The organism is Corynebacterium hiratae (assembly GCF_009708045.1).
In the GTDB taxonomy this organism is placed as follows: domain Bacteria; phylum Actinomycetota; class Actinomycetes; order Mycobacteriales; family Mycobacteriaceae; genus Corynebacterium; species Corynebacterium hiratae.
In genome coordinates this window covers 16,726-43,463 of record NZ_VIOG01000015.1, presented here as the reverse complement: position 1 = coordinate 43,463, position 26,738 = coordinate 16,726, and the positions used below count along the sequence as shown (strand labels likewise).

Annotated in this window: 20 protein-coding genes; 8 read left to right on the top strand and 12 right to left on the bottom strand. The window is 62.1% G+C overall.

What is annotated here, in order from left to right; translation table 11 throughout:
* Positions 1 to 9: 9 nt before the first annotated feature.
* From dnaJ to FME68_RS11560, 8 genes are all read right to left on the bottom strand, one after another.
* Positions 10 to 1,212, bottom strand: a complete 1,203-nt coding sequence (gene dnaJ, locus FME68_RS11595) for a molecular chaperone DnaJ (RefSeq protein WP_144014120.1) — start codon at positions 1,210 to 1,212, stop codon at positions 10 to 12.
* A 134-nt stretch (positions 1,213 to 1,346) separates the two neighbouring features.
* Positions 1,347 to 2,063: a nucleotide exchange factor GrpE gene (gene grpE / locus FME68_RS11590; RefSeq protein WP_158397639.1), complete on the bottom strand. Its 717-nt coding sequence runs from the start codon at positions 2,061 to 2,063 to the stop codon at positions 1,347 to 1,349.
* 3 nt (positions 2,064 to 2,066) lie between these two features.
* Positions 2,067 to 3,911, bottom strand: coding sequence for a molecular chaperone DnaK (dnaK, locus tag FME68_RS11585; RefSeq protein WP_158397638.1), 1,845 nt, complete (start codon positions 3,909 to 3,911; stop codon positions 2,067 to 2,069).
* 498 nt (positions 3,912 to 4,409) lie between these two features.
* Entirely contained in the window at positions 4,410 to 5,078 is a 669-nt protein-coding gene (locus FME68_RS11580; protein WP_158397637.1) for a hypothetical protein, read from the bottom strand.
* Positions 5,079 to 5,141: 63 nt separating this feature from the next.
* On the bottom strand, positions 5,142 to 6,182 hold the full coding sequence (locus FME68_RS11575) for a hypothetical protein (RefSeq protein ID WP_158397636.1): 1,041 nt from the start codon (positions 6,180 to 6,182) through the stop codon (positions 5,142 to 5,144).
* A 10-nt stretch (positions 6,183 to 6,192) separates the two neighbouring features.
* A complete protein-coding gene (locus FME68_RS11570; protein WP_158397635.1) occupies positions 6,193 to 7,194 on the bottom strand; it encodes a hypothetical protein in 1,002 nt (333 codons plus the stop codon).
* A 44-nt stretch (positions 7,195 to 7,238) separates the two neighbouring features.
* Positions 7,239 to 7,982 (bottom strand): hypothetical protein, encoded by a 744-nt coding sequence (locus FME68_RS11565; RefSeq protein WP_144403145.1) that lies wholly within the window; start codon positions 7,980 to 7,982, stop codon positions 7,239 to 7,241.
* 207 nt (positions 7,983 to 8,189) lie between these two features.
* Positions 8,190 to 8,735 (bottom strand): LGFP repeat-containing protein, encoded by a 546-nt coding sequence (locus FME68_RS11560; RefSeq protein WP_328287842.1) that lies wholly within the window; start codon positions 8,733 to 8,735, stop codon positions 8,190 to 8,192.
* 835 nt (positions 8,736 to 9,570) lie between these two features.
* Here FME68_RS11560 and FME68_RS11555 point away from each other — a divergent pair.
* Both FME68_RS11555 and FME68_RS11550 read left to right on the top strand, forming a co-directional pair.
* Entirely contained in the window at positions 9,571 to 13,014 is a 3,444-nt protein-coding gene (locus FME68_RS11555; RefSeq protein WP_158397633.1) for a bifunctional proline dehydrogenase/L-glutamate gamma-semialdehyde dehydrogenase, read from the top strand.
* 35 nt (positions 13,015 to 13,049) lie between these two features.
* Entirely contained in the window at positions 13,050 to 14,363 is a 1,314-nt protein-coding gene (locus tag FME68_RS11550; RefSeq protein WP_158397632.1) for an AI-2E family transporter, read from the top strand.
* Positions 14,364 to 14,463: 100 nt separating this feature from the next.
* Here the strand turns inward: FME68_RS11550 and FME68_RS11545 are convergent, their stop codons facing one another.
* Positions 14,464 to 15,042 (bottom strand): nucleosidase, encoded by a 579-nt coding sequence (locus FME68_RS11545; protein WP_070511004.1) that lies wholly within the window; start codon positions 15,040 to 15,042, stop codon positions 14,464 to 14,466.
* Between the two features lie 111 nt (positions 15,043 to 15,153).
* Between FME68_RS11545 and FME68_RS11540 the strand changes: the two genes are divergently transcribed.
* Both FME68_RS11540 and FME68_RS11535 read left to right on the top strand, forming a co-directional pair.
* Positions 15,154 to 15,645, top strand: coding sequence for an LppP/LprE family lipoprotein (locus FME68_RS11540; protein WP_158397631.1), 492 nt, complete (start codon positions 15,154 to 15,156; stop codon positions 15,643 to 15,645).
* Between the two features lie 58 nt (positions 15,646 to 15,703).
* Positions 15,704 to 16,336, top strand: coding sequence for an LppP/LprE family lipoprotein (locus FME68_RS11535; protein ID WP_158397630.1), 633 nt, complete (start codon positions 15,704 to 15,706; stop codon positions 16,334 to 16,336).
* A gap of 18 nt (positions 16,337 to 16,354) precedes the next feature.
* On the opposite strand, the gene FME68_RS11530 is transcribed toward FME68_RS11535, so the two are convergent.
* The 3 genes from FME68_RS11530 to FME68_RS11520 are packed head-to-tail and all read right to left on the bottom strand — an operon-like array spanning position 16,355 to position 19,325.
* Entirely contained in the window at positions 16,355 to 17,647 is a 1,293-nt protein-coding gene (locus FME68_RS11530) for a sulfate adenylyltransferase subunit 1 (protein WP_158397629.1), read from the bottom strand.
* Entirely contained in the window at positions 17,647 to 18,543 is an 897-nt protein-coding gene (cysD, locus tag FME68_RS11525; protein WP_158397628.1) for a sulfate adenylyltransferase subunit CysD, read from the bottom strand. Before cysD ends, FME68_RS11530 begins: the two co-directional genes overlap by 1 nt.
* Complete coding sequence (locus FME68_RS11520) at positions 18,543 to 19,325, bottom strand: phosphoadenylyl-sulfate reductase (RefSeq protein WP_158397627.1); 783 nt, start codon at positions 19,323 to 19,325, stop codon at positions 18,543 to 18,545. The genes cysD and FME68_RS11520 overlap by 1 nt, the downstream gene beginning before the upstream one ends.
* Positions 19,326 to 19,487: 162 nt before the next feature.
* On the opposite strand from FME68_RS11520, the gene FME68_RS11515 reads away from it, so the two are divergent.
* The 4 genes from FME68_RS11515 to FME68_RS11500 all read left to right on the top strand — a co-directional run bounded on the left by FME68_RS11515 (position 19,488) and on the right by FME68_RS11500 (position 26,714).
* Positions 19,488 to 19,904, top strand: coding sequence for a methylenetetrahydrofolate--tRNA-(uracil-5-)-methyltransferase (locus FME68_RS11515; RefSeq protein ID WP_158397626.1), 417 nt, complete (start codon positions 19,488 to 19,490; stop codon positions 19,902 to 19,904).
* Between the two features lie 109 nt (positions 19,905 to 20,013).
* A complete protein-coding gene (locus tag FME68_RS11510) occupies positions 20,014 to 21,732 on the top strand; it encodes an ABC transporter ATP-binding protein (RefSeq protein ID WP_158397625.1) in 1,719 nt (572 codons plus the stop codon).
* A complete protein-coding gene (locus FME68_RS11505) occupies positions 21,733 to 23,676 on the top strand; it encodes an ABC transporter ATP-binding protein (RefSeq protein WP_158397624.1) in 1,944 nt (647 codons plus the stop codon).
* A gap of 77 nt (positions 23,677 to 23,753) precedes the next feature.
* Positions 23,754 to 26,714: a (Fe-S)-binding protein gene (locus FME68_RS11500; RefSeq protein WP_158397623.1), complete on the top strand. Its 2,961-nt coding sequence runs from the start codon at positions 23,754 to 23,756 to the stop codon at positions 26,712 to 26,714.
* The last annotated feature ends 24 nt before the right edge of the window (positions 26,715 to 26,738 follow it).

The following is a 26,738-nucleotide window of genomic DNA, read 5'->3' as shown; positions in this document are numbered from 1 at the left end:
CACCTCCTTCTAGCGCGTCACCGTGTTACCGGCCCAGCCGGCACGCGGATCGAAGCCGGAGTCCTTCTCCGCCTGTGCGTAGCTGCGCAGCGCCGAGGAGGCCGCAGCATCCAGCGTGGAAGGCACGGTGACCTGCACGGTCACCATGAGATCGCCGGCCTTGCCGCCGCGCTTGGCCACGCCGCGACCCTTGACGCGCAGCGTGCGCCCGTCGGGCGTTCCCGCCGGTACCTTGACGCGCACGGGTGAATCGAGGGTCGGCACCGTGATAGTGTCACCCAAGGCCAGTTCGGCAAAGGAGACGGGGACGGTGACGTGCAGGTCATCGCCTTCCCGGGTGAAGACCTTGTCGGGTTTCACCGTGACCGCCACGAAGAGGTCGCCGGACGGGGTGCCGTTCGGCCCCGCTTCGCCCTGGCCAGCCAGGCGCACCTTTTGGCCATCGATGACCCCGGCAGGGATACGCACCGTGATCGAGCGGGTGCGGTGTACCGTTCCGGTGCCAGAGCAATCCGCACACGGATCCTCCGCGCGCTGGCCGGTGCCCCCACAGTCGGTGCACGGCGCCGAGAAACCGAAGGAGCCGCGCTGCTCCGAGGTAAACCCGGTGCCATCACACGTCGAGCACGTCGACAGCTTGCCGGTCTTGGACCCGGAACCGTGGCACGTGGTACAAGGGGCTTCGCCGCTCAACTGCAGCGGGATGGTGGTCCCCTTGGCCGCCTCGCGGAAGTCGAGGGTTATGTGCGTTTCGACGTCGGCCCCCCGCGACGGCCGAGCTGTGTGGCCAGCACCACCGCCGCGGTTGAAAACGCCACCGAAGATATCCCCCAGACCGCCGCCTTGAGACGCTCCTCGAGCGGATCCTCCGAAGATGTCCGAGAGGTCGAAGTCTTGCGCACCCGGTCCACCCATGTGCGTGGATCGAAACCCGCCGGGAAACCCGGCGCCTCCTCTCCGTCCAAAGCCGCCGCGCATCATGGCCTTGAACTCGTCATAGTCCTTGCGGGTAGCTTTATCAGACAGCACATCATAGGCTTCGGCCACCTGCTTGAATTTCTCCGCCGCCGCGGGATTATCCGGGTTGGCGTCGGGGTGATTCTGGCGGGCCAGCTTGCGGTACGCGTGCTTAATTTCTTCAGCGGTAGCGGATGAGGAGACCCCCAGATCCGCGTAATAATCCTTGTCTGCCCATTCTGGCTTAGCGTTCACTGGGCATCTCCTCCTTTCAGGAGAATCGTTAATCGGTTGGGTTTAAAGATTTTTTGCTAAGTAAAATGCTAACTAAGTAGTGAAAAGAACAGTGGCGCCAAGGAATACTCAAACCCTGACGCCACCTGCGATGCCTATTCTGCGTTATCCGGGCTGTCCGGACCGTCAGCGGCATCGGCTGACTCGGCGGGGTCGGCGATAATCACCATGGCGGTGCGCACAACGCGCTCGCCCACCGTGTAGCCGCGGCGCAGAACCGTGCCGATGACCTGCTCGTCGCCGGTGGACAGGTCCTGAACCGCCTCGTGCACCTCGGGGTCGAAGGCATCGCCCTCGGCACCGAACGGGGTCAGCTGGTTATTAGTCAGCACGCCCGTGAGCTTGTCCGCGATGGCCTTGAGCGGGCCCTCGTTGAGGTCACCGTGCTGGCGTGCGAGCTCCAGGTCATCAAGGATAGGCAGGAAGTCTGCCAGGACCTTGGCCTTGGTGGTCTCGATAACGGCCTGGCGGTCGCGCTCAGTGCGGCGGCGGTAGTTGGTGTACTCCGCGTTGAGGCGCTGCAGGTCCTCGGTGCGCTCAGCCAGCTGAGCCTCCAGGGAATTCTCTGCGACGGTGTCCTCACCAGCGGCCGCTTCATCGGTGATGTCGCGGGCGGCATCCTCTACCGCAGCCTCTGCCTCAGCGGTGTTCGCGGTGGCAGCATCAGCCTGCGCCTCAGCAGTGTTCGTCGTGGCGTCATCCACGACGCCGTCGGCAGAAGCAGCCTCGGCGGCGGCAGCCTCCGCAGCCTCAGCGGAGGTTGCCTCAGGGTCGGTGTTGGCCGGGTTGCCCGGGTCCTGAGGGGAGGTCATGGTTTACTTCTCCTTGTTCTCGTCGTCCTCGTCGACAACCTCGGCGTCGACGACGTTCGGGTCACCAGCGGTCTCACCAGCAGCGGCGCCCTCGGCACCTGCTTCAGCAGCCTGTGCCTCGTACAGGACCTTGCCCAGCTCTTGGGACTCGGTGCCGAGCTTCTCGACGGCCGACTTAATCGCCTCGATGTCATCGCCCTTGAGCGCCTCGTCGACGGCATCGGCAGCCTCGGTCACGCGGGTCTTGAGATCCTCCGGCAGCTTGTCAGAGTTCTCCTCCATGAACTTGCGGGTCTGGTAGGAAGTGGACTCCGCCTGGTTGCGGGTCTCCTGCTCCTCGCGGCGCTTCTTGTCCTCCTCGGCGTGTGCCTCGGCATCCTTGACCATGCGGTCAATCTCTTCCTGGGACAGGCCGGAACCATCCTGAATCTTGATGGTGTTTTCCTTGCCGGTGGCCTTGTCCTTAGCGGAGACGGAGACGATGCCGTTGGCGTCGATATCGAAGGTGACCTCAATCTGCGGTACACCGCGCGGTGCCGGGGCAATACCGCCGAGCTCGAAGGAACCGAGCAGCTTGTTGGCGGAAGCCATCTCGCGCTCGCCCTGGTAGACCTGAATCTGCACGGAAGGCTGGTTGTCATCAGCCGTGGTGAAGGTCTCCGACTTCTTGGTCGGGATGGTGGTGTTGCGCTCGATGAGCTTGGTCATCACGCCACCCTTGGTCTCAATACCGAGGGAGAGCGGGGTGACGTCGAGAAGCAGCACGTCCTTGACCTCACCGCGCAGCACGCCAGCCTGGAGAGCAGCGCCGACTGCCACGACCTCATCCGGGTTAACGCCCTTGTTCGGGTCCTTGCCGGTCATCTCCTTGACCAGGTCGGACACGGCCGGCATACGGGTAGAACCACCGACGAGGACCACGTGGTCAACCTGGGACAGGGACAGGCCAGCATCCTTGATGACCTGGTTGAACGGCTCCTTGGTGCGGTCCAGCAAGTCCTGGGTGATCTTCTGGAACTCGGTGCGGGACAGGGTCTCATCCAGGAAGAGCGGGTTCTTCTCAGAGTCCACCGTGATGTACGGCAGGTTGATGTTGGCGGACTGGGAGGAGGACAGCTCAATCTTGGCCTTCTCAGCAGCCTCACGCAGACGCTGGACAGCGCGCTTATCCTTGGTCAGGTCCACACCCTGGGAAGCCTTGAACTTATCGACGAGCCAATCGACGATGCGCTGGTCCCAGTCGTCACCACCGAGCTGGTTGTCACCAGCGGTAGCCATAACCTCAACCACGCCGTCACCAATCTCCAGCAGGGAGACGTCGAAGGTACCGCCACCGAGGTCGAAGACCAGGATGGTCTGCTCCTGCTCGCCCTTCTCCAGGCCATAAGCCAGAGCAGCGGCAGTCGGCTCGTTCACGATACGCAGGACGTTGAGGCCTGCAATCTGGCCGGCCTCCTTGGTGGCCTGGCGCTGGGAATCCTCGAAGTAAGCCGGGACGGTAATGACGGCGTCGGTCACGTCCTCGCCCAGGTAAGCCTCGGCGTCGCGCTTGAGCTTCATGAGCGTGCGGGCCGAAATCTCCTGCGGGGTGTACTTCTTGTCATCGATATCGATGGTCCAGTCGGTGCCGATATGGCGCTTGACCGAGCGAATGGTGCGGTCAACGTTGGTAACTGCCTGGTTCTTTGCGGACTGGCCGACGAGGATTTCGCCGTTCTTGGCAAAAGCCACGACGGACGGGGTGGTGCGGGAACCCTCGGAGTTAGCGATAACGGTTGCCTCGCCACCTTCGAGCACGGATACAACCGAGTTGGTGGTACCGAGGTCAATTCCTACTGCGCGTCCCATGATGTTTCTCCTTACTAGTTGGGGTTTGTTTTAAGTTGATAGTGCGCGACTCAACTTCTGCCGCGTCCAGTCAGCGACTCTAACAGAAGCAGCACTCAAAGTCATCCAAACCTGAGCGCCGGTCACTCAACCCTTACAACGCCAAGTCCCCAAAAGTTGTTCCCGACGCACTCAAGTTTTTTATCCACGCCCACAACATGGCTGGTCAACCTATGAAAAATCTGCACACGCTTCCTCCCCGAAACCCCGATTTCCGCGCCCGAGACACGGCAGGCAATGCATCCTGACTTTCAGTAGCGCGGTGTCCTTGAGTTAGGTTAGGCTGAACGGACTTTCACGGACTAAGACAAATTGTGAAAGTCAGGTGCAACGACTGTAGGCACTTCTTCACCCTGAGAAGCGCCCGACAGATGCGTGCGCGAGCCTTACCACCTTTTAGGAACGTCTCGCCCCGCCCTCCCGACGCAAGTACCCCGCGCACTTCAACGCCAATCCGCATTAATCCCAGCACAGGTTTGCCTGCAGCGCCCCGTTCGGCTCCTCATAGATATCGAACCAATCGGCAACAGCGCTCAAGGCCGCCACAATGTCTTCGCGCTGCCCGTCAACGTTGGGGAAACGGACAATCACATTTGGGAGTTCTTGGTCCCCGAGTCCCAGCAATTGCATACCGAAACGAGTATCCAGAGCATCAAACACATGCCCCAGGGCACCCAGCGGAAGAACATTCGCACAGGCTGTACAGGACATAGTCATCGCCGCCTGCCCCACTGATGCTTCCACCACCGCAAATTGAGAATTGGCAATTTCCGCTTCCCAAATATCCCCCGGATCAGTCCAGACAGACGGCTCATCAACCTCAGCCTCAGCGCGCACCGAGAGGTCAGGATTCAAGCCAAACGCTGCGAGCGCCTCATCCTCGTGCCCGATGAATTCCTTGTACTCCTTCAATCCACCAACCAGAGCAAGGTCCTCTTCTTCGACATCATCGGGATCAATACTCTCGTTCCACATTGCCCACAGGGCACCGTGCAATCCTTGCTCATGCAACTCATCAAGCACTGAATACTCAGGCAACCCCGAATCAAATGTATAGATGGTGTGACCCCCATGCGCCAGCTCTCCAATCGGATCCGGGAGCCCAAACTGTTTCCAGTCAATAGACATAATGCTTCTCCATTCTCAGAGTCCTATAAAGTCGAGGCGTCCTACTTCGCCACGTCCACGTTGTTACGCCAAGTCAAGACTGCGGCCATCAAGGTGACGGCTCATCAATTTCTGCGCAATCTGTAAACTTTCCAAGAGTTCATTCGTCGCGCGATACATCGCCACCGCCAGTTGCGTTTCATCCCAACCTTCGGTGATATCGAGACTACGCGCAATGCGAAGCTGGTCACCTTCACAATGAAGTTGACTTGCCGGGGCATACTGGGCAAATCGTTCTTCCACTGGGGCGATGTCCTTGTCTTTCAGGCGAGCGAAAATCTCATCCGCCGACGCCACAGAACGCCGCGATAGTTTAGATAGCCATCCTCGCCGTGTCGGCTCCGTGAGCGGGCCCGCTGTGGAAATTCGCAGAGTTTCTATCTCACCATTGCGTGCTGCGAACTTTTCCCAGGAAAAAGTATAGGCATCATCCAATTCAGCGTGCAGCATGGTCTCATTAACCACGCTGACCGCAGCCCCAGCTCCATCCAAGTATTCGCGCAGCCGCGCTATTGTCACTGGAGATGTTGGTTCATGTGAAATTCCGAACGCTGGAGAGCGGAATTCTTCCGGCAGTTTAACGACGGAATTAATCTCCGCTGTCTCCAGATCGAATACATCTTCCGTCAGAGGAGATATCTCCCACGTAGCCTTGCGGAGTTGTGCAAACCTGTGCTCCCCCACTTCGACGAGCATTCGTACGAAAGAAACCACCTGTTCCCAGGTGCACCCCGACTCGAGACGGAGCATGGCTCGCAGCGCTATCTTGACTCCAGCGGGGGTTTGTTCATCCACGAGGAAAAAGACAGCAAAAGGCAGTTCGCGAAGCTGTTGCGCGACACGATCATAGTCCGCTCGCGTAGCTGACTTCGGAAATTGGGTCTCTACGATGTCACCCATAATGATGTCGGTGCCCGGTACGTGCCGAATGTACACCGTCGACAAAGGTGTGGGGATTTGGAAATAGGCACCGCCTTCATCATCAACGGGCACGATCATAAATTTATAGCCCAAATAGCTCAGCGCGGCAATAACCGGGCGCGTAGCTGCAAAAGTATCAATCATGGCAGTCCCCCTAGAATTTTCCACGTGAGATGAGGTCATTTACTTTATCCGTATCGATCTTCCACAGAGCGCGAAACTCTTCGATTGGCATTCGAGGACTTGTGATGGCGTCAAGGCTCGATACCTCAGGTTCCACAGCCGCATATACCAATGTCTTACCGGAATAGAACTCCGGATCATCCCAGCGAATCCCATAACCCTCACGCAGCCACCGCGCAACGTGTGCAGTAGAAAAGAACTCATTGAAACGTTCATGACCACGATAATCGAACGGAACACGGGCCAATATCTCATCTAGAAGCTTGGTATAGTAGCTATCCTCTTCTCCGTATCCATTCGTTGGATTTCCATCGCTATCAAAAAATACAGACGTCGGTGCCGACCGTCCCGCGACCTCATAGTGGAACATCCTTTCACGCCGCCCTTTAAACTCCTCGGTTATAGCCGGAGGCTTCATCTCCCTATCCATATCCCGCCACACCGGGGAGTCTAAGCCCTCATACTTTTCCATCCCCCACGCTTCAAAAGTCCACCTGGCAACCGTAAGATCATCGTAATAACCAAATGGAGGTGGAACATATCCTTTATCAACCATTCCCGTAACCGTGACAAAAAGTCTGTCGGCCTTATCGAGTCCAAGGAGGGAGCGGTGCCGCCGCGCACCAGGCCAACCTCCGATTTGAATGCCGACCACACCGTCATCCGGAATACCAACTGATCGACTTCTACGAATATCCAAATCGGCTATCTTATAGCCCCAATCCACTCCAAGCGGGAAAGGCTCACATAAAACAACGGCAACCCATCCCGGAAGATCGACATCAACGAACATAACGGAATGCAAAAAATTCTGTGGAAGAAGCAACCTACACCAATCATCCACCGTCGACTCCCCAACATACAACGATTCCCACTCTTTCTTTCCTAACTGAAAGTCATCAGTCATGTGGTGAGTTCCGGCATAGGGATATTCCATAAATGCTTGCTCGACATTTTCAATAGTCGTTCGCACAAAACAAACATCCTTACCGACTGGGAGTTGCCCAAAATTGAACGTCATTCCACTACCTCATTCAAAGACTTCTTAAAATCCCATCCCCCTACTTGACGGAAGCGACCACAAAACAACTCTTCATCACTGCAATCAATCCCTTGGCGGCCAAGCATGAGCCGAATCTGCTCAATTTTCAACTGAGCAAACCCTCTGCCCTCAAAGCTCATATCATGGTCCCAATTAATCCATGAGGGCACCCGTCGCCTGGTTTTGTCAACCCAGAGGGAGTCTTGAAAACTGTCCACCCCCCTCTGCACCTCGTTCGCAAGTTGGTCACCAATCATGCCACCTTGAAAAAATACCTCCCGCCGAAAATCCGTGTAGTTAATCATGATTGAACGTGATTTTCTCGTATCCTCTTCTCGAATATACTGTGCAGTTATATACCTCGCCCAGGGAGTTAGATGGATCCCAGGACTTGGACCACACAGATGGTACCGGTCATACCGAGGAGTAGGCTCCCCCACCACGGCTGGTCTTACAAATGCACACCAACCAGGAGCTGACGTTTCAGTCAGGATTCGCTTTACCCTTTGCTCAGGAGCTTTCTCTAGCTCCTCGCGAGTATCCCTTTTCCACGCTTCAACGCCCCCATCACGCAACGGCAAAGGTTGAGCCAAGATCTCCTGATCGCCGATATACCTCGAAATCCAATACTCCCATGCCGACTCAATATCACAGTCAACAAAAGTGACATAGTCGTAGATTCCCTTACCACATTCAAATATATACTCTGGTTTCTTCACTGTATTGTCCTTTCCATTTCCAGCTCCACTCATCCTTTCGCTTTGGCCTCCTGCGCTACTCGTTCTGCATAATCTTTCAGTGCCTCCTGCGCCTGCTTTGACAGCATTGAAGAATCTAACTCCACCAGCAAAACCGTTCCGCCAGGATTAGCAAAGAGCGCGCTTCCTCCATGACCAAAAGCTCGATTACTCGAGCGTGAATCAAACTCAGTAAAGATTCCGTTTTTGTAAAGGCCGAGGTTCACATCCCCTGTATCTTCCATTTTTTAACCCTGAATTGTAAATCGGGGCGCTTTCGCGAATGCGGCCGTCGATAACATGAGCCCCGGTCTCTGGCGACCAATAAATCGAACCATTTTGAAAATGGTTAAATTTTCCCTCTCGGTTCGGCAGAGACAACTCATCAGTTACCGGATAACCGAGGCGTCCTTTTTCCCACCCCAATTGACCCCATTTCCCCCTAATGGCCCCTCCTATTTGATGCGCAATTCCACTATCTGCATCAGGATGCCAATAGATCGACGTGTCCTTGTGAAACTCTTGAAACTTGCCACCATCAGGAAGCTGAGCTTCATTACGAATAGCATCACCGAAAAATCCATGACCTCCGAGGCGGACGTACGCCTCATAAATAGGGCCGCGAATCCAATAGCGATGAAAGACGTCTGCCTGTGCAGTCGCTACGCAAGCAATAACGCAAAAAATAGCAATGAGAGAGGCAAGATATCCTCGCCTAAGAGAGATATTCAACACGCAGTAATTATTACCCAGTCCACCCTCAACGAGGCGGCAGACCGCAAAGAATCCCCGTCTCCCCCGCATGCGGGGTAACAAGCCTCATTTTGAGACCTTTCGTCCAATTTCGCCTACCCCCACAATAGCCATAGACCAAAAATGCACCATCACTTACCGCTTACTGCCATCCAAACGCTTCCACTTATTCGACTATGCGCATATCGGGCAGTCGCCTCCCATATGACCCAAGCGCCTGCCTGCCAACATCCGTGCCAACGCCATAAGACTCCCCCGACATTCGGACCAATGTGCGCCACAGCGGATCGCGCCCAGGCCCGAGGGGTACCCCACCATCGTCGAAAGATTACTTTTCTGAACTACTTTGACCAGTATCACATTCGATGGCTGCGCGCCATAGGTCGCCCCACCATCGGATAAGAAAGGAAACGGCAGGCAGTGCGCATTTTTCAGACGCGGACTCGTCGTTTAAGCGATCGGCCGCCGGTACAATAAGAAACGGGCTTTCCTCATTCCTTTCTTGATTCTCGTACCCCACAGCGCCCACGCACCCGTGGGACCTGGACGCGTATGACCGCTGCGGCGCTTCGCCCCAGCACCCCCGCTCGCATCACAACCCCCGTTCTGGTTTAAGTGATGGGGATTTCATATACTGTCCGCACATTCGATGTGACACACCTTTCGCGCCAGTGTTGTCACACCTCAGCACTCATTGAAAAGGGACACGGATCCGATGATTTCTCCCGTTCTCCGCACACGTCGTGATGGCGACCGCCCGCCGGTCCGCCGGGCTTAATATTCAGCCCTGACCAGCACCGACACACAAGGAATCCCAATGACAAACGCTCACACCCCCGTGCCCGAATCCACCGACATTGACGCCGCGCTTGTCGACGCCTCCGCGGCCCAAGCCCATTCCTGGCTCGCCTCCACCGCCGACGAACAGGACCCCGCCACAGAACAACTTGCGGACCTCCTGCGCAACCCCGATGGCGTGGCCTTCACCATGGACTTCGTCGACCGCGTCATGCGGCCGGAAGATGACAAGGTAGCCGCCCACGCCCTGAAATCTGTGACCACCAGCTATGATGCCTCCTTCCTCGGCCTCATCAACGGCTCTTTGGTCGGCCTCGGCGGCTTCTTCGGCCCCATCCTGCCTAACCTCGTGATGCCGCTCGCTCGTATGCGTATGCGCCAGATGGTCGGCCATTTGGTCCTCGACGCCGAGAGCGACGCCCTGAACAAGACCCTGGACAAGGCAGCCGAGTCCGGCGAGCAGCTCAACCTCAACCTCCTCGGCGAGGCCGTGCTGGGTGATGCGGAAGCGCGCTCCCGCGCTGAGCGCACCCTCAAGCTCATCAAGAACCCGCGCGTGACCTACGTGTCCGTCAAGGCCTCCTCCATGGTGGCCCAGCTCAACCCCTGGGATATCGAGGGTTCCCTGGCCCGCCTCAAGGAGCGCCTGCGCCCGCTGTACGAGGCCGCCGCGCGCCGCCCGGACAAGGTCTTCATCAACCTGGATATGGAGGAATACCACGACCTCCACCTCACCGTGCGCCTGTTCACCGAGCTACTCAGCGAGCCGGAGTTCATCAACCTTGAGGCCGGCATCGTGCTGCAGGCCTACCTGCCAGATACCTTCGACGCTCTGACGCACCTCGCCGAGTTCGCTAAGAAGCGCGTGGCAGAGGGCGGCTCCCACATCAAGATTCGCATCGTCAAGGGCGCGAACCTTTCCATGGAGCACGTCCAGGGCGAGATCCACGGCTGGCCGGCAGCGCCCTATGCCACCAAGGATGAGGTGGACGCCAACTACTACCGCCTGCTCGACTACATCCTGCGCCCCGAGTTCGCCGATTGCGTGCGCATCGGCGTGGCCACGCACAACCTCTACACCGCGGCGTTTGCCTACAAGCTGGGCACCAAGCGCGGCGTGATGCGCATGATGGATTCCGAGATGCTCCAGGGCATGTCCCCGGCCCAGCAGACCGCGGTCCGCGAGGCCTTCGAGGGCCGCCAGATCCTCTACACCCCGGTGGTGCACATGGAGGACTTCGACGTCGCCGTCTCCTACCTGGTGCGCCGCTTGGAGGAGAACTCCGCTCCGCAGAACTTCCTCTACGCCCTCTTCGCTCCGGAGGAGCAGGCACTGAAGGACCAAGAGGAGGTCTTCCGCGAGGCCGTCGCGCAGCGCTGGGATACCTTCGCCGGCCCGCGCCGCACCCAAAACCGCCTGGAGGAGGCCGAGCAGGCAGCCGGCCGCCAGGCTCCGCGCACCGGACGTTTTGCCAACGAACCGGATACCGACCCGGCCCTGGAGCCCAACCGCGAGTGGGCCATCCAGGCTCTGGGCACCGACCCCGGCGCGCATGGCGTGGAGCAGGTGACGGACACCAACGACGTCGACAAGCACGTAGCCCGCGCCGCCGAATTGGGTGCAGACTGGGGCGCACGCGACGCCGAGGACCGCGCCCGCGCGCTCGAGGCCGTGGCCGATGAGCTGGCTAACCGCCGCGGCGAGTTCATCTCCGTCGCCGCTTACGAGGCCAATAAGACGGTGACCCAGACCGACCCGGAAATCTCCGAGGCCATCGACTTCTGTACCTACTACGCACAGTCCGCGCGCCTGCTGGAGCGCTACTCCGCCGAGTTCACGCCCCACCGCGTGACCGTGGTGACCCCGCCATGGAACTTCCCGGTGGCCATCCCCACCGGCGGTATCGCGGCGGCACTCGCCGCAGGTTCGGCCGTCATCATCAAGCCTGCGCCGCAGGTCGTACACTGCGCGAAGCTCGTCGTGGAAGCCTTCCGCGCCGGTCTGGAGGCGCAGGGCCTCGACCCGGATCTGGTCCAGCTCGTCTTCACCGATGAGGGTGATGCCGGCCGCGCGCTGATCTCCCACGCCGACGTCGACGCCGTGATCCTCACCGGTGCCTCCGATACCGGCAAGCTCTTCCGCTCCTGGAAGCCGGAGCTCAACATCATGGCGGAGACCTCCGGCAAGAACGCGCTCATCATCACCCCGTCCGCGGATCCGGACCTGGCCATTCAGGACCTGTACCTGTCTGCCTTCGGCCACTCCGGCCAGAAGTGCTCCGCCTCCTCCCTGGTCATCTTCGTCGGCGCGGCCGGCGAGTCGCAGCGCCTGCGCTCCCAGCTTGTCGACGCCGTCGAGACCCTCATCCCCGGCCCCGGCTACGAGATCACGACGACGATGAATGGCCTGGCCGAAGCCCCGGGTGAGAAGCTGCTGCGCGGCCTGACCCAGCTGGAGCCGGGTGAAAAGTGGCTCATCAAGCCGAAGAAACTCAACGAGGAAGGCACCCTGTGGTCGCCGGGTATTCGCGATAACGTGCGCCCCGGCTCCTGGTTCCACGTCAACGAGTGCTTCGGCCCGGTGCTGGGCATCATGCACGCGGAGACCCTGGAGGAGGCCATCGAGTGGCAGAACTCCACCGGCTATGGCCTCACCGGCGGCATCCACACGCTGGATAACGATGAGATCGATTACTGGCTCGAGCGCGTGGAGGTGGGCAACGCCTACGTCAACCGCGGTATTACCGGCGCGATTGTTCAGCGCCAGTCCTTCGGCGGCTGGAAGCAGTCCGTCATGGGCCCGGGTGCCAAGGCTGGCGGCCCGAACTACGTTGCCCAGTTCGGCACCTGGTCCGAGGGCCCGCTGCGCCCATTCGACGTGGATATCTCGCAGCCGGTGGCGGCCCAGCTGCGCGCCTTCGGTGACCTCGATCTTTCGGAGGAGGACACCGCCTGGCTGTGGCGCGCAGCAGAGCTCGACGAGCTGGCCTGGCAGCAGGAGTTCGGCCGCAAGCACGACCGCTCCGGCCTGGTCTGCGAGGCCAACGTCTTCCGCTACCGCCCGGTGCTAACCCCGCTGCAGGTGCGCATCGCCTCGGACGCCGCGCTTCGCGACGTCTCCCGCCTCGCCCTCGCCGCCACCCGCACCGACTCCCCGGTGCGCTTCAGCGCCGCCCCGGAGAAGGCTGCGGAGCTGCGTGGACTGGGCTTTAAGGTCGACGCCGTGGAGGCAGAAACCTTTGCCCGCGAGGTCGCTCGCCTGGAGTCGGGCCGCGTGCGCGTCGTTGGCTCCGTGGAGCCGGGTCTCTTTGAGGCAGCGGTGGAATCCAACTCCGTGGTCTTGGACCAGCCGGTGTTGGCCGATGGCCGCCGCGAGCTTCTGCCCTTCCTCCTTGAGCAGGCAGTCTCGGTGACGATGCACCGCTTCGGCATCATCCGCCAGGTAAGCAGCATCCGCGCATAGCTCGTTTTCTGCGCTCATATGAGAAGATGTAGCGCATGACAAACAACAATGGCGACGGTGCCCGCTCGGGCACCGACCCCCAGCCCTCCACTGCCTCTGACGCGGCGGCGTCCACTGCGGCTTCTGAAGCCGCAGAACAGTCCGCTGCTGCGAAGCCCATCAACGAAGAAGCCGCCCTCCCTGTCTCGAAAACGGATGACAAGTCCCGCGTCCTCGGGCGCGACGCCATCTCCCTGGCCAAGGTGTGCTTGATCTTCATCATCGTGGTGGCGGGCGTCGGCCTAGCCGGCTACCTGCTGAAGTTCATCTGGGTAGGCCTGCTGCCGGTCATCCTGGCCATCCTGGTGTGCACGGTGCTCTTCCCCGTGACCAACTGGTTGCGCGCGCACAAGTTCCCCCGCGCGCTGGCCGCCATCACCACGCTTCTAGGCTTTTTGGCCATCATCGGCGGAGTGTTCGCAGCAATGGCCCCAGTGGTCTCCTCTCAGGGTGCGTCCCTGGTCAGCCAAGCTGAGGGCGGCTTGAACAAGCTCGTCGATATGGCCAAGGACCTCCCCTTCGAGATTGATGCCGCGAAAGTCCAGGAAGTCCTCGATGACGCCATGACCTTCATCAAGGGCCAAGCGTCCAACATCGCCACCGGGGTGATTTCCGGCGTATCGATGGCCAGCTCCATCGCCATGGCGCTCGCCATCATGCTCTTCGTCGCCTTCTTCATCCTCAAGGACGGCGACAAGTTCCTGCCGTGGCTGCGCACCTACTCCGGCTACTCCGCGGGCTGGCACGCCACTGAGCTGCTGACTCGCGTGTGGAATACGCTGTCCGGCTTCATTCAGGCACAAGCAGCCGTCGCGGCTGTCGACGGCCTCCTCATCGGCCTCGGCCTCTGGGTCCTCCAGGTTCCGCTGGCTCTCGTCATCGGCGTGGTGACCTTCTTCGCCAGCTTCATCCCAGTCATCGGTGCGGTCACTGCGGGTGCTTTGGCCGTCATCATCGCGCTGGTTTCAGATGGCCTCACCAAGGCCCTCTTGGCACTTGCCCTCATCATCATTGTCCAGCAGGTGGAGGGCAACGTGCTCCAGCCGATGCTGCAGTCCAAGGCCATGGGACTGCACGCAGCAATGGTGCTGCTCTCCGTGACCGTGGGTTCCGCCCTGGCGGGCATCATCGGCGCTTTCCTGGCCGTCCCGGTGGCGGCCACCATTGCCGTGGTTTTCCGCTACCACCAGGAAATGGCCAGCCTGCGCGCCGGCGAAATCGAAGCCAAGAACATCAAGATTTCTACGTCAGAGGGCCACGACACCGTCATGGAGCTCTACGAGAAGCTGGAAGCCAGCAGCGCCCGCTAGCCCCCGGGGCCTTGCAACTGCCCTATCTGCCAAAACCAGTGCTCCCGCTTCAATGGCGGGGCATAACTTTGTCAGCTAGGGCAGTTTCCGTGTCGAGGGCCTAGTCCGCGGTTACCGTGCCAAAAGCGACGGCCAGCTCCTCCGCGGCGCGATCGAGCACCGAAGCCCACGAGCCGTAGGATTCCTCATTCGCGGTATCCGATACCTGCTTGAGCAACGTGCACGGCACACCGAACTTTCGGCACACCGCGGCGATGGCGTAGCCCTCCATGTCGCACAGCGCGGAATCTTGGGCAAGGCGCGTGCGGGTAGGGGTGTCCGAGATGAAGGAATCGCCCGTCGCCAGAGTCTCGGTAGGCAGCTTTCCGGAGGTCTCTAACTCAATGACCTCGGGGAGGAGATAACGAGAGACGTCGCTGAGCACCTCCAAGTGGAAGTCGTGCTTGCGAACGTGCGAGATCTCGAAGACGCCAGCGAGATCGTCGCGAAGCGCGCCCGCGGTACCGATATTGATGACGCGCTCCGGCAGCTGCTGCGCTGAGGCCAAAACCGCCGTCAGCTCGATGGCGGCGGGCACCGTACCAATACCCGTGATGAGCAGCGGCGCTCCCTGAGGCACATGCGCGGCTTCAGCGTCCACGGCGGCAACGAACAAGGTACGACCAGAAAGATTCTCCATGCCTGCGAGACTACCCGCTGGCCCGAGGAATGCTCTCCACGTCTCTGTTCTGAGCGCTGCGGCCACTTGTAGGGTCTGGAACCACACCGAGACCTCAGAAAGGAGAACACCATGTTCACCCCACGAGTATTCGCCGCAACCGCACTGCTGTGCTTCCCCCTTATCGCCTGCAGCAGCCCCGAAGAAGCCCAAGCCAGCCCCGTAGTCTGCGAGGCAGGAAATGCCCACGCGGCTTTCAACGACAACATCGCCCAGGTTCCGCAGTGGAATGGCCACAACTGGGCTCTGGTTGATTCCTCCCACTTCGATCCATGCGCGGAGCTGAGCTGGCAGACCATTTCCATCGAAGGTGCAACGGCCTCCTCGCCGCACCACATCATGCTCTTCCACTACGGCGAGTACATCGGCACCGCCACCGCCGAGCCCTATGGCTTCTTCCCCAGCGTGGAGCGGGTCAATGGCAACGAGATTTCCGTGACCTATCACTGGCCACAAGAGGGCGATGCCAATGCCGCGCCGACGGGAGAGACACACGCCGGCTTCCGTTGGGACGAGGCCCAGCACAAAGTCATCATGAGCGGCGATGTTCCGCCGGTGAGCTAGATAAGATAGAGCCAGTCGTGCGCCTTATATGAGGCGCACACACTAGGAAAGGAACATCATGCTCAGGTCCGCCTTCATCGGCGCTGCCCTTATTTGCCTCCCGCTGGCCGCCTGTTCCCAGGACAACGCGGCACAGGATTCTGCGGACTCGCCGATGTTCAATTCCGTGCAGAGCAGCGCAACGGACAACACTTCGGAAAGCGCAGAGGGCGCCGAAGGCCCTGCAGCGGAGCCGCCGGCCGCGGGTGCCTCGCCGACATTGCCTGCCGAGTCCCCTACAGACGATGCGGAATCCTGCCAGGATATCGACGCCCACGCGGCCTATGAATCAGGCATTGGCACGGTTCCACCGTGGAATGACAACAACTGGACGCTGGTGGATTTCTCGCAGTTCGATCCATGCGCAGAGCTGAGCTGGCAGACCATCAGCATCGAGCGCGGAACGTCCTCCTCGCCGTACCACATCATGCTCTTCCACAAGGGCAAGTACCTGGGCACCGCCACCGCCGAGCCCTATGGCTTCTTCCCTACCGTCGAGCAGGTCAGCGGCAACGAAATCGCCGTGACCTACCACTGGCCACGCGAGGGCGAATCCAATGCGGGGCACACCGGCGAAACGCATGCCGGCTTCCGCTGGGACGACGGCCAGCAGAAGGTCATCATGTCTGGCGACGTCCCGCCGACAAGCTAGCGCGGCGGTTCGCAACCGTTAGCGCAGGCGCTGGCCCACAAACCCCGCGGCCAGCGTGTTGCCGCTCGACTGATCGATGAGCAGAAAATTGCCCACCGCGCCGCGGGCGGCGTAGTCCTCCACGGGAAGCTCCGCTTGTGTTTGGACGGTGATGAAAGCGATGTCATTGAGTGCTGCGGATTCCGGGGCCTCAACATCGGCCACGCCATCCAAATCCAGCACCCGATCAACCGAGGCCACCCGGGCCTTGACCAGCGCGGCACCATAACGCAGCTTCACCATCTGGCCCGCGCGCAGCTCCTTGTCCGTGAGGACCACCGCGGTGGCGGCGAATTCGCGCACCTCCTCCGGGCGTTGCGTCCCGGCGATGAGGTCGCCGCGGGCCAAGTCGATGTCGTCGGCCAGCCGCAGGACAACGGAGTCGCCGGCGCGCGCCGCCTCATCGGAGCCAAGCGGGCCGTCGGTGGTATCGATCGCGGTGACCGTCGAGGTCCGCCCGCCCGGCAGGGTCACCTCATCCCCCACCGCCACGTGCCCGGCTTTCACGCGGCCGGCATAGCCGCGGTAGTCGGAGGCGTGCTCGCGGATGACGTACTGGATGGGGAAACGCAGGTCCAGGTCATCGGCGCGGCCGGTGGCCACGGGGACGGTCTCCAGCGTGTCCAGGACCGTCGGGCCCTCATACCAATCCATGTTGGTGGAGCGTTCCACCACGTTATCGCCCTTGAGCGCAGAAATCGGGATGACCACCGAATCCGTAATGCCCAGGCGCGCGGCGACCTCGTTGAACTCCGCCTCAATCGCGCGGAAGGTGGCCTCGTCGAAGTCCACCAGGTCAATCTTGTTCACACCCAGAATCACGTGGCGCACGCCCAGGAGTGCGGCCACGTTGAGGTGGCGGCGGGTTTGCTCGACGACGCCATTGCGGGCGTCGACAAGCAGCACCACCACCTGGGACGTGGACATGCCGGTCACCGTGTTGCGCGTGTACTGCACGTGGCCCGGGGTATCGGCAAGGATGAAAGTGCGCTTATCGGTGGCGAAGTAACGGTAGGCCACGTCGATGGTGATGCCCTGCTCGCGCTCGGCACGGAGGCCGTCGACAAGCAGAGAGAGGTCCATGCCGTCGAAGCCGCGGTCAGCGGAGGAGCGCTCCATGGACTCCACCTGGTCCGCGAGCACGGACTTGGTGTCATAAAGCAGGCGGCCCACGAAGGTGGATTTGCCGTCATCGACGGAACCGGCGGTGCACAGGCGCAGGGTATCGCGCTGCTTGAGCGCGCCAACATTCGGCGCAAGGGTAGTCGTCATCAGAAGTAGCCTTCCTTCTTGCGGTCCTCCATGGCGGACTCGGACAATTTGTCATCGGCGCGGGTGGCGCCGCGCTCAGACAGGGTGGAAATGGAGATTTCCGCGAGCACCTCATCGGGCGAGGCGGCGGTGGATTCCACGGCACCGGTGCAGGACATATCGCCCACGGTGCGGTAGCGCACGGTGCGGGTCTCCAGCGGCTCGTCCTCGCGCGGGCCGCCCCACTCACCTGGGGTCAGCCACATGCCGTTGCGGTTAAATACCTCGCGCTGGTGCGAGTAGTAGATGGAGGGAAGCTGCAGGTTGCGCGCGCCGATGTACTCCCAAATATCGGACTCGGTCCAGTTAGAAATGGGGAACACGCGCACGTTTTCGCCGGCCATCTTGCCGCCGTTGTAGAGGTCCCACAGCTCCGGGCGCTGGCGTCGCGGGTCCCAACCGCCGAAGGAATCACGGATGGAGAAGATGCGCTCCTTGGCGCGGGCGCGTTCCTCGTCACGGCGCGCACCGCCCAGGACGGCGTCGTAGCCGCGCTCGGCAATGGTCTCCACAAGCGGCACGGACTGCAGCGGGTTGCGCGTACCGTCGGGGCGCTCCTGCAACTCGCCGCGGTCAATCCAGTCCTGGACCAGGGCCACGTGCAGGCGCGCGCCGGTCTCGGCGACGAGCTGATCGCGGAACTCGATGACCTCCGGGAAATTGTGGCCAGTGTCCACGTGGATGAGCTCAAACGGCACGGTGGCGGGGGCAAAGGCGCGGCGGGCGAGCTCGAAGACGACGACGGAGTCCTTGCCGCCGGAAAAGAGCAGGCCTACCTTGTCGAATTGCCCAGCGACTTCGCGCAGGATGTGGAGGGATTCGTTCTCTAAGTCTTTAAGGTGTGGTGAAAGAGTCATTAGTCGTGCAACCCGCATTCTGTCTTGCCGTCAGCGAAAACGCGCCCGGAGCGCGCATCCTCGCCCTCGCCTACCGGGAAGGTCAACGGCGCGCAGCCGATGGAACGGTAGCCCTGAAGAGTAAGGGGATGAATGATGAGGTCGTGGTCCTTGATGTACTTGTCGGTCTGGTCCAGATCCCACGTAATGATCGGGGAAATCTTCAGCCGGCCGGTGCGGTCTTGGCTCAGCGCCGGCGCGGTGGCGCGGTGCTCGGAATCGGCGCGGCGTAGGCCGGTGACCCACCCGATGTACGGGTCCATCGCCATGTTGAGCGGTTCCACCTTGCGCATGCGGTTATACGCCGCCACATCGCGCGCATACAGGCGCGGACCGTAAATCTTGTCCTGCTCCTCGGGGCTCAGAATCGGCAGGACCCGCACCAAGGGAAGGTCCGCATAGCGCTTGGCGACGTCCCCCGCCACCCCCAACGTCTCCTCAAAGTGCCACCCAGTATCGATGAAGAGCAGGTCGGCGTCGAGGTGGGCGCGGTGAGCGAGCTCTGCGAGGACGGTGTTTTCCATAGACATCGTCACTGCAAGCCGGCCCGGCGCGTGCTCGGCGGCCCATTCGGTGATGGTCTCGGCGGAGGCGTCGTAAAGCTTGTCGGCCCAGGCGTCGACGAGTTCTTGGTTGCGCTGGGCCACGGCAGGCTCGAGCGGCGCGGTGTCGCGGGTGCCTTCGGGGCTAATGCTGGGGTCGCGGTAGTCGCCGCGGTCCAGCAGGTTGATCGGTTCGGTCATGACTCCTCACATTAAAGGGAGCTGGGCGTGTGTGCAGCCCCACAGAGGGGTGCGAGGGCTGTGAGCTTGGGTACTAGGAAGAATAAAAATTAGCCAGAATGAACCGAGCGGACTAGATTTACAGACTAGACAGTCTACTTCTAATGAACTGAAGGGGTTCTCATGCAGCGTGTTGCCATCGTCGGGGACGGCCCCGCAGCGCTCTCCACCGCCGAACGGCTCATCAGGGCCGGGCTGTGCGTGGACCTCTACTGCGAGCGCCCCGCGCCGTTTGGTTTGCTGCGCCGTTTCGCGGGACTGTCCGGCGCGGAATCCGCCGCCTCGCCCTGCCCGAAGGGGACCACGCCGCGCCTGCGACTTATCGGCAACGTGCGCGTGGGCTTCGGCCCCGACGCCGATATTAGCCACACGGACCTCAACCAGCTCTCCGCGTCTGGCGACCGCCACCTGGTTTTGCTGGAGCTCATGGCCCGCGGCGTGGCCATCACGACGTGGGAAGGCCTATGCCGCCCCACTGCCGACATCGAGGATTGGGCTACCGTCGCGGCCCGCGCCCAGCGCGCCCCGGTCTGCTTCTAGCGCGGGCTAGCGTCCGCGCAACCATAACGGATAGACTTGCGCGGTCAATGCTCTCCAGCGGCCCGGTGCAGTAACCGCGCGGCCGCCAACACGCACGAAACGCTGGCACATGGAACTCGTTCGCATCCTTCTATCCCGCTCCAAGCCGTACACCGGCTACGTCATCGCGGTGCTGCTCCTCCAAGCGCTCTCCACCGCGGCTACGCTCTACCTGCCTTCGCTCAACGCGAAGATCATCGACAGGGGCGTGGCCCAAGTAGACATCGACTACATCTGGCGCACCGGCGGCATCATGCTCATCGTGGCCTTCGTCCAAGTCCTCGCCGCCATCGCCGCCATCTGGTTCGGCTCCCGCACCGCCATGGGCCTCGGCCGCGACCTGCGCTCCGACATCTTCCGCCGCGTCACCCGCTACTCCGCCGAGGACATGAACAACTTCGGCACCGCCACCCTCATCACCCGCGGCACTAACGACGTCCAACAAATCCAGATGGTCTACATGATGATCCTCAACTTCATGGTCACTGCCCCCATCATGTCCATCGGCGGCGTCATCATGGCCATCCGCGAAGACGCCGGGATGTCCTGGCTCGTCGCGGTTTCCGTCATCGTATTGCTCGCCGCCATCTCCCTCATCATCGTCCGGCTCATGCCGCTCTTCCGTGCCTGGCAAGGCAAGCTCGACGTCATGAACGGCACCCTGCGCGAACAAATCGCCGGCATCCGCGTCGTCCGCGCCTTCACCCGCGAGGAGCACGAATCCGAGCGCTTCCGCACCGCCAACCGCGACCTGACCGACCTCTCCCTCAAGGTCGGCCAGCTGTTCATCCTCATGTTCCCCATCATCACGGTCATTCTCAACGTGGCCACCGGCGCGGTTCTCTGGTTCGGCGGCCACCGCGTGGACGAAGGCCTCGTGGAGGTCGGCTCACTGACCGCTTTCCTGCAGTACCTGCTGCAGATCCTCGCCGCAGTCATGATGGGCACCTTCATGGCGATGATCCTCCCGCGTGCGGTCATCTGCGCGCGCCGCATCACCGACGTCCTCGAGCACGAGCCCTCCATCACCGAGCCGACCCACCCCCGCACCCCGGAGCGCTCCGCGGGCGTCGTCGAGTTCGACGACGTCACCTTCCAGTACGCCGGCGCCGAAGCGCCCGTGCTTCACGACGTCTCCTTCACCGCCACCCCCGGCACCACCACCGCGCTCATCGGCGCGACCGGTTCCGGCAAGACCACCGCGCTCTCCCTCATCCCGCGCCTCTACCTCCCGACGAAGGGCCGCGTGCTTCTCGACGGCACCGATATCGCCGAGATGAAGCGGGGGGACGTCGTCAAGCGCGTGGGCCTCGTGCCGCAGAAGCCCTACCTGTTTAGCGGCACAGTGGCCTCCAACCTGCGCCTGGGTGCGCCGGAGGCCACCGACGAAGAGCTGTGGAACGCACTGCGCGTGGCGCAAGCTGACTTCGTTGAGGACCTCGACATGCACATCGCGCAGGGCGGCACCAACGTCTCGGGTGGTCAGCGCCAGCGCCTGTCCATCGCGCGCATGCTCGTCGCCCGCCCGTTGGTGTACCTCTTTGATGATTCCTTCTCCGCGCTCGACGTACTGACGGATGCCGCCGTGCGCTCCGGAATGCGCGAGTACACCGCGGAGGCGACGACGATTATCGTGGCGCAGCGCGTGAGCTCGATCGTGGACGCCGACCAGATTCTGGTCATGGACGCTGGGCGCGTCGTGGCCCGCGGCACGCACGAGGAGTTGCTCGAGTCCTCCGAGACGTACCGCGAGATTGTGGAATCCCAGAAGACCTCGGAGGTGGCATAAATGGCTGAGCAGGATAACGCTACGTTGAGTGAAGACACCACTGCCGAGATCGAGGAGAAGACCGGCGAGAACGCCCCGCGCAAGGCCAAGAATTTCTGGCCGTCTGCCAAGCGCCTCTTTGGTCTGCTCGCGCCGTTTAAGGTGCAGCTGTTTGCGATTGCGGCGATGAACATCATCTGCGTGTTCCTCGCCGTGGCCGCGCCGAAGGTGATGGGCAAGGCCACCGACGTCATTTTCTCCGGCGTCATTTCCCGCCAGCTACCCGCTGGGATGAGCAAGGAACAGGCCATCGCGGCGCTGCGCGCGGGCGGGCAGGATAAGTTCGCCGACATGGCTTCCGCCATGGACTTGAACCCTGGCTTCGGCATCGACTTCTCCACGTTGGGCACGATTATTGGCATCGTGATTGCGATGTACGTGGTGTCCTCGCTCTTCCAGTGGTGGCAGGGCTACTTGCTCAACTCCATGGTCATGAAGATCGTCTTCGACCTCCGCGAGAGCATCGAGGCCAAGCTCAATGCGCTGCCGTTGAACTACTTCGATACGCAGTCGCGCGGCGACCTCCTCTCGCGCACCACCAACGACGCCGACAACATCCAGTCCGCCCTGCAGCAGGCCATTTCGCAGCTGTTCTACAACCTGCTCATGGTCATCGGGATCACGGTCATGATGTTCACCGTGTCCTGGCAGCTGGCGCTTGTCGCGCTGCTGGCGCTGCCGCTGACCGCGGTGGTCATCGCGGTGATTGGCTCGCGCGCGCAGAAGCAGTTCAAGGCGCAGTGGAAGGCCACCGGTGACCTCAACGGGCAGGTGGAGGAAGCCTTCTCGGGCCACGACCTGGCGACCGTCTTCGGGCGCATCGATTCCATGACGGAGGACTTTGATAAGCGCAACGAGGAGCTGTTCCGCTCCGCCTCGCTGGCGCAGTTCCTGGCCGGCATGATGATGCCGATCATGCAGTTCATCTCCTACCTGTCCTACGTGGTCATCGCAGTGCTCGGTGCGTTGAAGGTGGCCTCCGGCACGCTGACGTTGGGCGGCGCGCAGGCCTTCATCCAGTACTCGCGCGAGTTCAACCAGCCGCTGGGCCAGCTCGGCGGCATGATGCAGCAGGTGCAGTCGGGCGTGGCCTCGGCCGAGCGCGTCTTTGAGTTCCTCGACGCCGAAGAAGAACCCGCCGAGGAGTCCACCTCCCGCTTGGGCGGGCGCGCGAAGGGGCTCGTGGAGTTCGAAGACGTCGACTTCTCCTACAACCCCGACAAGCCGCTCATCCAGGACCTCAACTTGCGCGTGGAGCCCGGCCAGACCGCGGCCATCGTCGGCCCCACGGGCGCAGGCAAGACCACGCTGGTCAACCTCATCATGCGCTTTTACGACATCGACTCGGGCAGCATCCGCCTCGATGGCGTCGATACCGCGGAGATCTCACGCCACGAGCTGCGCTCCCAGGTGGGCATGGTGCTGCAGGACGCCGTGGTCTTTGAGGGCACCATCATGGACAACATCCGCTACGGCCGCCTCGACGCCACCGACGAGGAGGTCATCGCCGCCGCGAAGGCCACCTACGTGGACCGCTTCGTCCACTCCCTCCCCGATGGCTATGACACCAAGATTGACCAGGATGGCGGCGCGATTTCCGCCGGCGAGCGCCAGCTCATCACCATCGCGCGCGCTTTTCTGGCGCAGCCGGCGCTGCTCATCCTCGACGAGGCCACCTCATCCGTGGATACCCGCACCGAGGTGCTCGTTCAGCAGGCGATGAATGCGCTGCGCGCGGACCGCACGTCCTTCATCATCGCGCACCGCCTGTCCACGATTCGCGACGCCGACCTCATCATCGTCATGGAAGAGGGCCGCATCGTCGAACAAGGCACCCACGCCGAGCTTCTCGACGCCCACGGCGCCTACTGGCGCCTCCACCAGTCCCAGTTCCGCGAGGACTAGCTGAATGCTGACTCACTGATTTAGGGGCCGAGGATTTAAGGTAGGAGGCACGCACAGCAGCAATTAAAGGAGCGCGCATGTTCGGCTGGGTTGCCATCGCCGCATCGATCCCGGTGTGGCTGTACTTCATCTACCGCCTCACGGCGCTGTTTCGGTTCATCCGCTCCGGCGGGCCCACGCAGCTCAACCGCACCGACCGCCCCCTGGCGCGCCTCGGCCGCGTGCTCATCGAAGTCTTCGGCCATACCCACTTCAAAGGCCGGCCGCTGGTCAACGCCGCGCACTGGCTCGTCATGGTGGGCTTCCTCTTCGGCGCCATCGTGTGGTTCGAGGCCTATATCCAAACCTTCGCGCCCGATAAGGGCTGGCCGTGGCTCAGCGACTGGCCGGTGTACCACTTCATCGAAGAGGTCCTCGCCATCGGCACCGTGCTCGGCATTTGCTTCCTCATCGGCGTGCGCCTGAAACTCGGCCACACCGATCGCGGCAGCCGCTTCTACAACTCGCAGGTCTTCCCGGCACGCCTGGTGGAGGCCATCGTCTTCCTCGAAGGCCTCGGCATGCTCGCCGTCAAGGCCGCCGCCATCGCCACGTACGGCGGTGGCTCCCCGTGGGCTGATTTCTTGACGATGCGTGTGGCGGGGGTGCTGCCGGCGTCGCCAAGCATGGTGCAATTCTTTGCCCTGGTGAAGCTGCTCACGGGCCTGGTGTTCATCGCGTGCATCGCCCACTATTTCCAGTGGGGCGTGATGTGGCACCGCTTCCTGGCGTTCTTCAACATCTTCTTCCAGCGCAACGCCGACGGCGAGAAGGCGCTGGGCGCTCTCCCCACGCCGGACTTGGAGGACCTCGAACCGGGAAGCTGGAAGATGCTTCTCGACGCCTCCTCCTGCACCGAATGCGGCCGCTGCCAGGACCTGTGCCCCGCATGGAACACCGAGAAGCCGCTGAGCCCGAAGAAGCTCATGATGGACCTGCGCCAGAGCGCGCTGGATAATTACAACCCGCATGAGGGGCTCAACGTGCTGGCGATGGCGGGCACGATTGATGATGACGTCCTGTGGTCCTGCACCAACTGCGGTGCTTGCGTTGACCAGTGCCCGGTGGATATCGAACACATCGACCACGTGGCGGACCTGCGCCGGTTCAAGGTGCTGGCGGAGTCCGACTTCCCGTCGGAGCTGACCGGGCTGTTTAAGAACATGGAGACGAAGGGCAACCCGTGGGGGCGCAACGCTTCGGAGCGCCGCGCGTGGATCGATGAGGCGCGTGCCGACGGCATTGAGGTGCCGATCATCGGCGAGGACGCGGAAGATTTTTCGGACCTGGAGTACCTGTTCTGGGTCGGCTGCGCGGGTGCCTACGACGACAAGGGCCGCGCCACAACGCGCGCGGTGGTGGACATGCTGCACACTGCGGGCGTGAAGTTCGGTGTGTTGGCTACGGGCGAGACCTGTACCGGTGACCCGGCGCGCCGTGCCGGCAATGAGTTCCTGTTCCAGGTGATGGCGGAGCAGAACGTCGCCACGCTTAACGACGCCTTCGCCGGCGTCCCCAAAGGCCAACGCAAAATCATCACGACGTGCCCGCACTGCTTCAACACGATTCGCAACGAGTACCCGGATTTCGACGGCCACTTCGACGTTTTGCACCACACGCAGCTGCTCAACCGTTTGGTGCGGGAGAAGCTGCTCGTGCCGGTGCCGCGTTCCCCGGAGAACCGCCGTCCCGTTACGTATCACGACCCGTGCTTCCTGGGCCGCCACAACAAGGTCTTCGACCCGCCGCGTGAGCTCGTCGAGGCGACTGGTGCGTCGCTGGCGGAGATGGACCACAACCGCGACGAAGCCTTTTGCTGCGGCGCCGGTGGTGCGCGCATGTTCATGGAAGAAAACTTGGGGCGACGGGTTAACGAGTTCCGCTCGGAGCAGGCCGTGGCAACCGGTGCCGAGCAGATTGCGACGGGCTGCCCATTCTGCAATGTCATGCTGACGGGTGGTGTGAAGTCCATCGCGCCGCAGACACAGGTCAGCGATGTGGCGCTCATGCTTCGCGACGCCATTGCCCCCTCCGGCGACCTTCCCGCCCCGCGCGAGAAGGCCTTCCTCGACACTCCCCGCCGCCTGCCCGTGGAAGCCTCCGCGCCTTCCCCGGAAACACTCGCTGCGGAATCTGCCCCAACAAGCTCTCCGCAGGCCCCCACCGCTGCACCAAGTACGTCTGCGGCGCCGACACCTCCGACTGCCCCCAGCGCGCCCGCAGCTCCGTCTGCGCCGAGCGCACCGCAAGCACCCGCCGCGCCCAGCGCACCACAGGCAGCGTCAACGCCTCCTGCCGCGCCGAGCGCGCCAACGGCTCCATCCGCTGCACCGCAGGCACCATCAACGCCGACTGCCCCCAGCGCGCCGAACACGCCTGCAGCACCCTCGACTCCATCTGCGCCACAAGCGCCCTCTGCTCCCAGTGCACCACAGAGTCCATCTGCTCCAACGGATCCCAGTGCACCGCAGGCCCCAGCTGCGCCACATGTCGCAGGAGCTCCAACCGCTCCTACAGCGCCGAGTGCTCCCAAAGCACCTACCGCACCGTCCGTGCCAGACGCACCCGCAGCTCCATCTGCACACACTCCGGCACCGAACGCAGCCTCTGTACCGCAGGCACCAGCCGCCCCTTCAGCACCGCCTACGCCCAGCGCTCCTGCGGCACCAGGCACGCCAAACGCTGCAGCTGTACCGACTGCACCGGCGGCACCCAAGGCTGCAACAACGCCAAGCACTCCCGGTGCACCGGCGGCCCCAGCGTCAAACGTTCCCGGTGCTCCCGCTGCACCAAACGCACCGCAAGCGCCCGCAGCACCAAGCGTTCCCGCCGCCCCGAGCACGCCAACGACGCCTCAGGCACCAGCCGCCCCTTCAGCACCGCCTACGCCCAGCGCTCCAGCGGCGCCGAGTGCGCCAAACACGGGGTCCGTACCGCAGGCCCCGTCCGCGCCAACTACCCCGCCGAAGGCTCCGGGGGCGTCGGAAAGCGAGGACTAGTGCGACGTCCGCCACACCACCGCC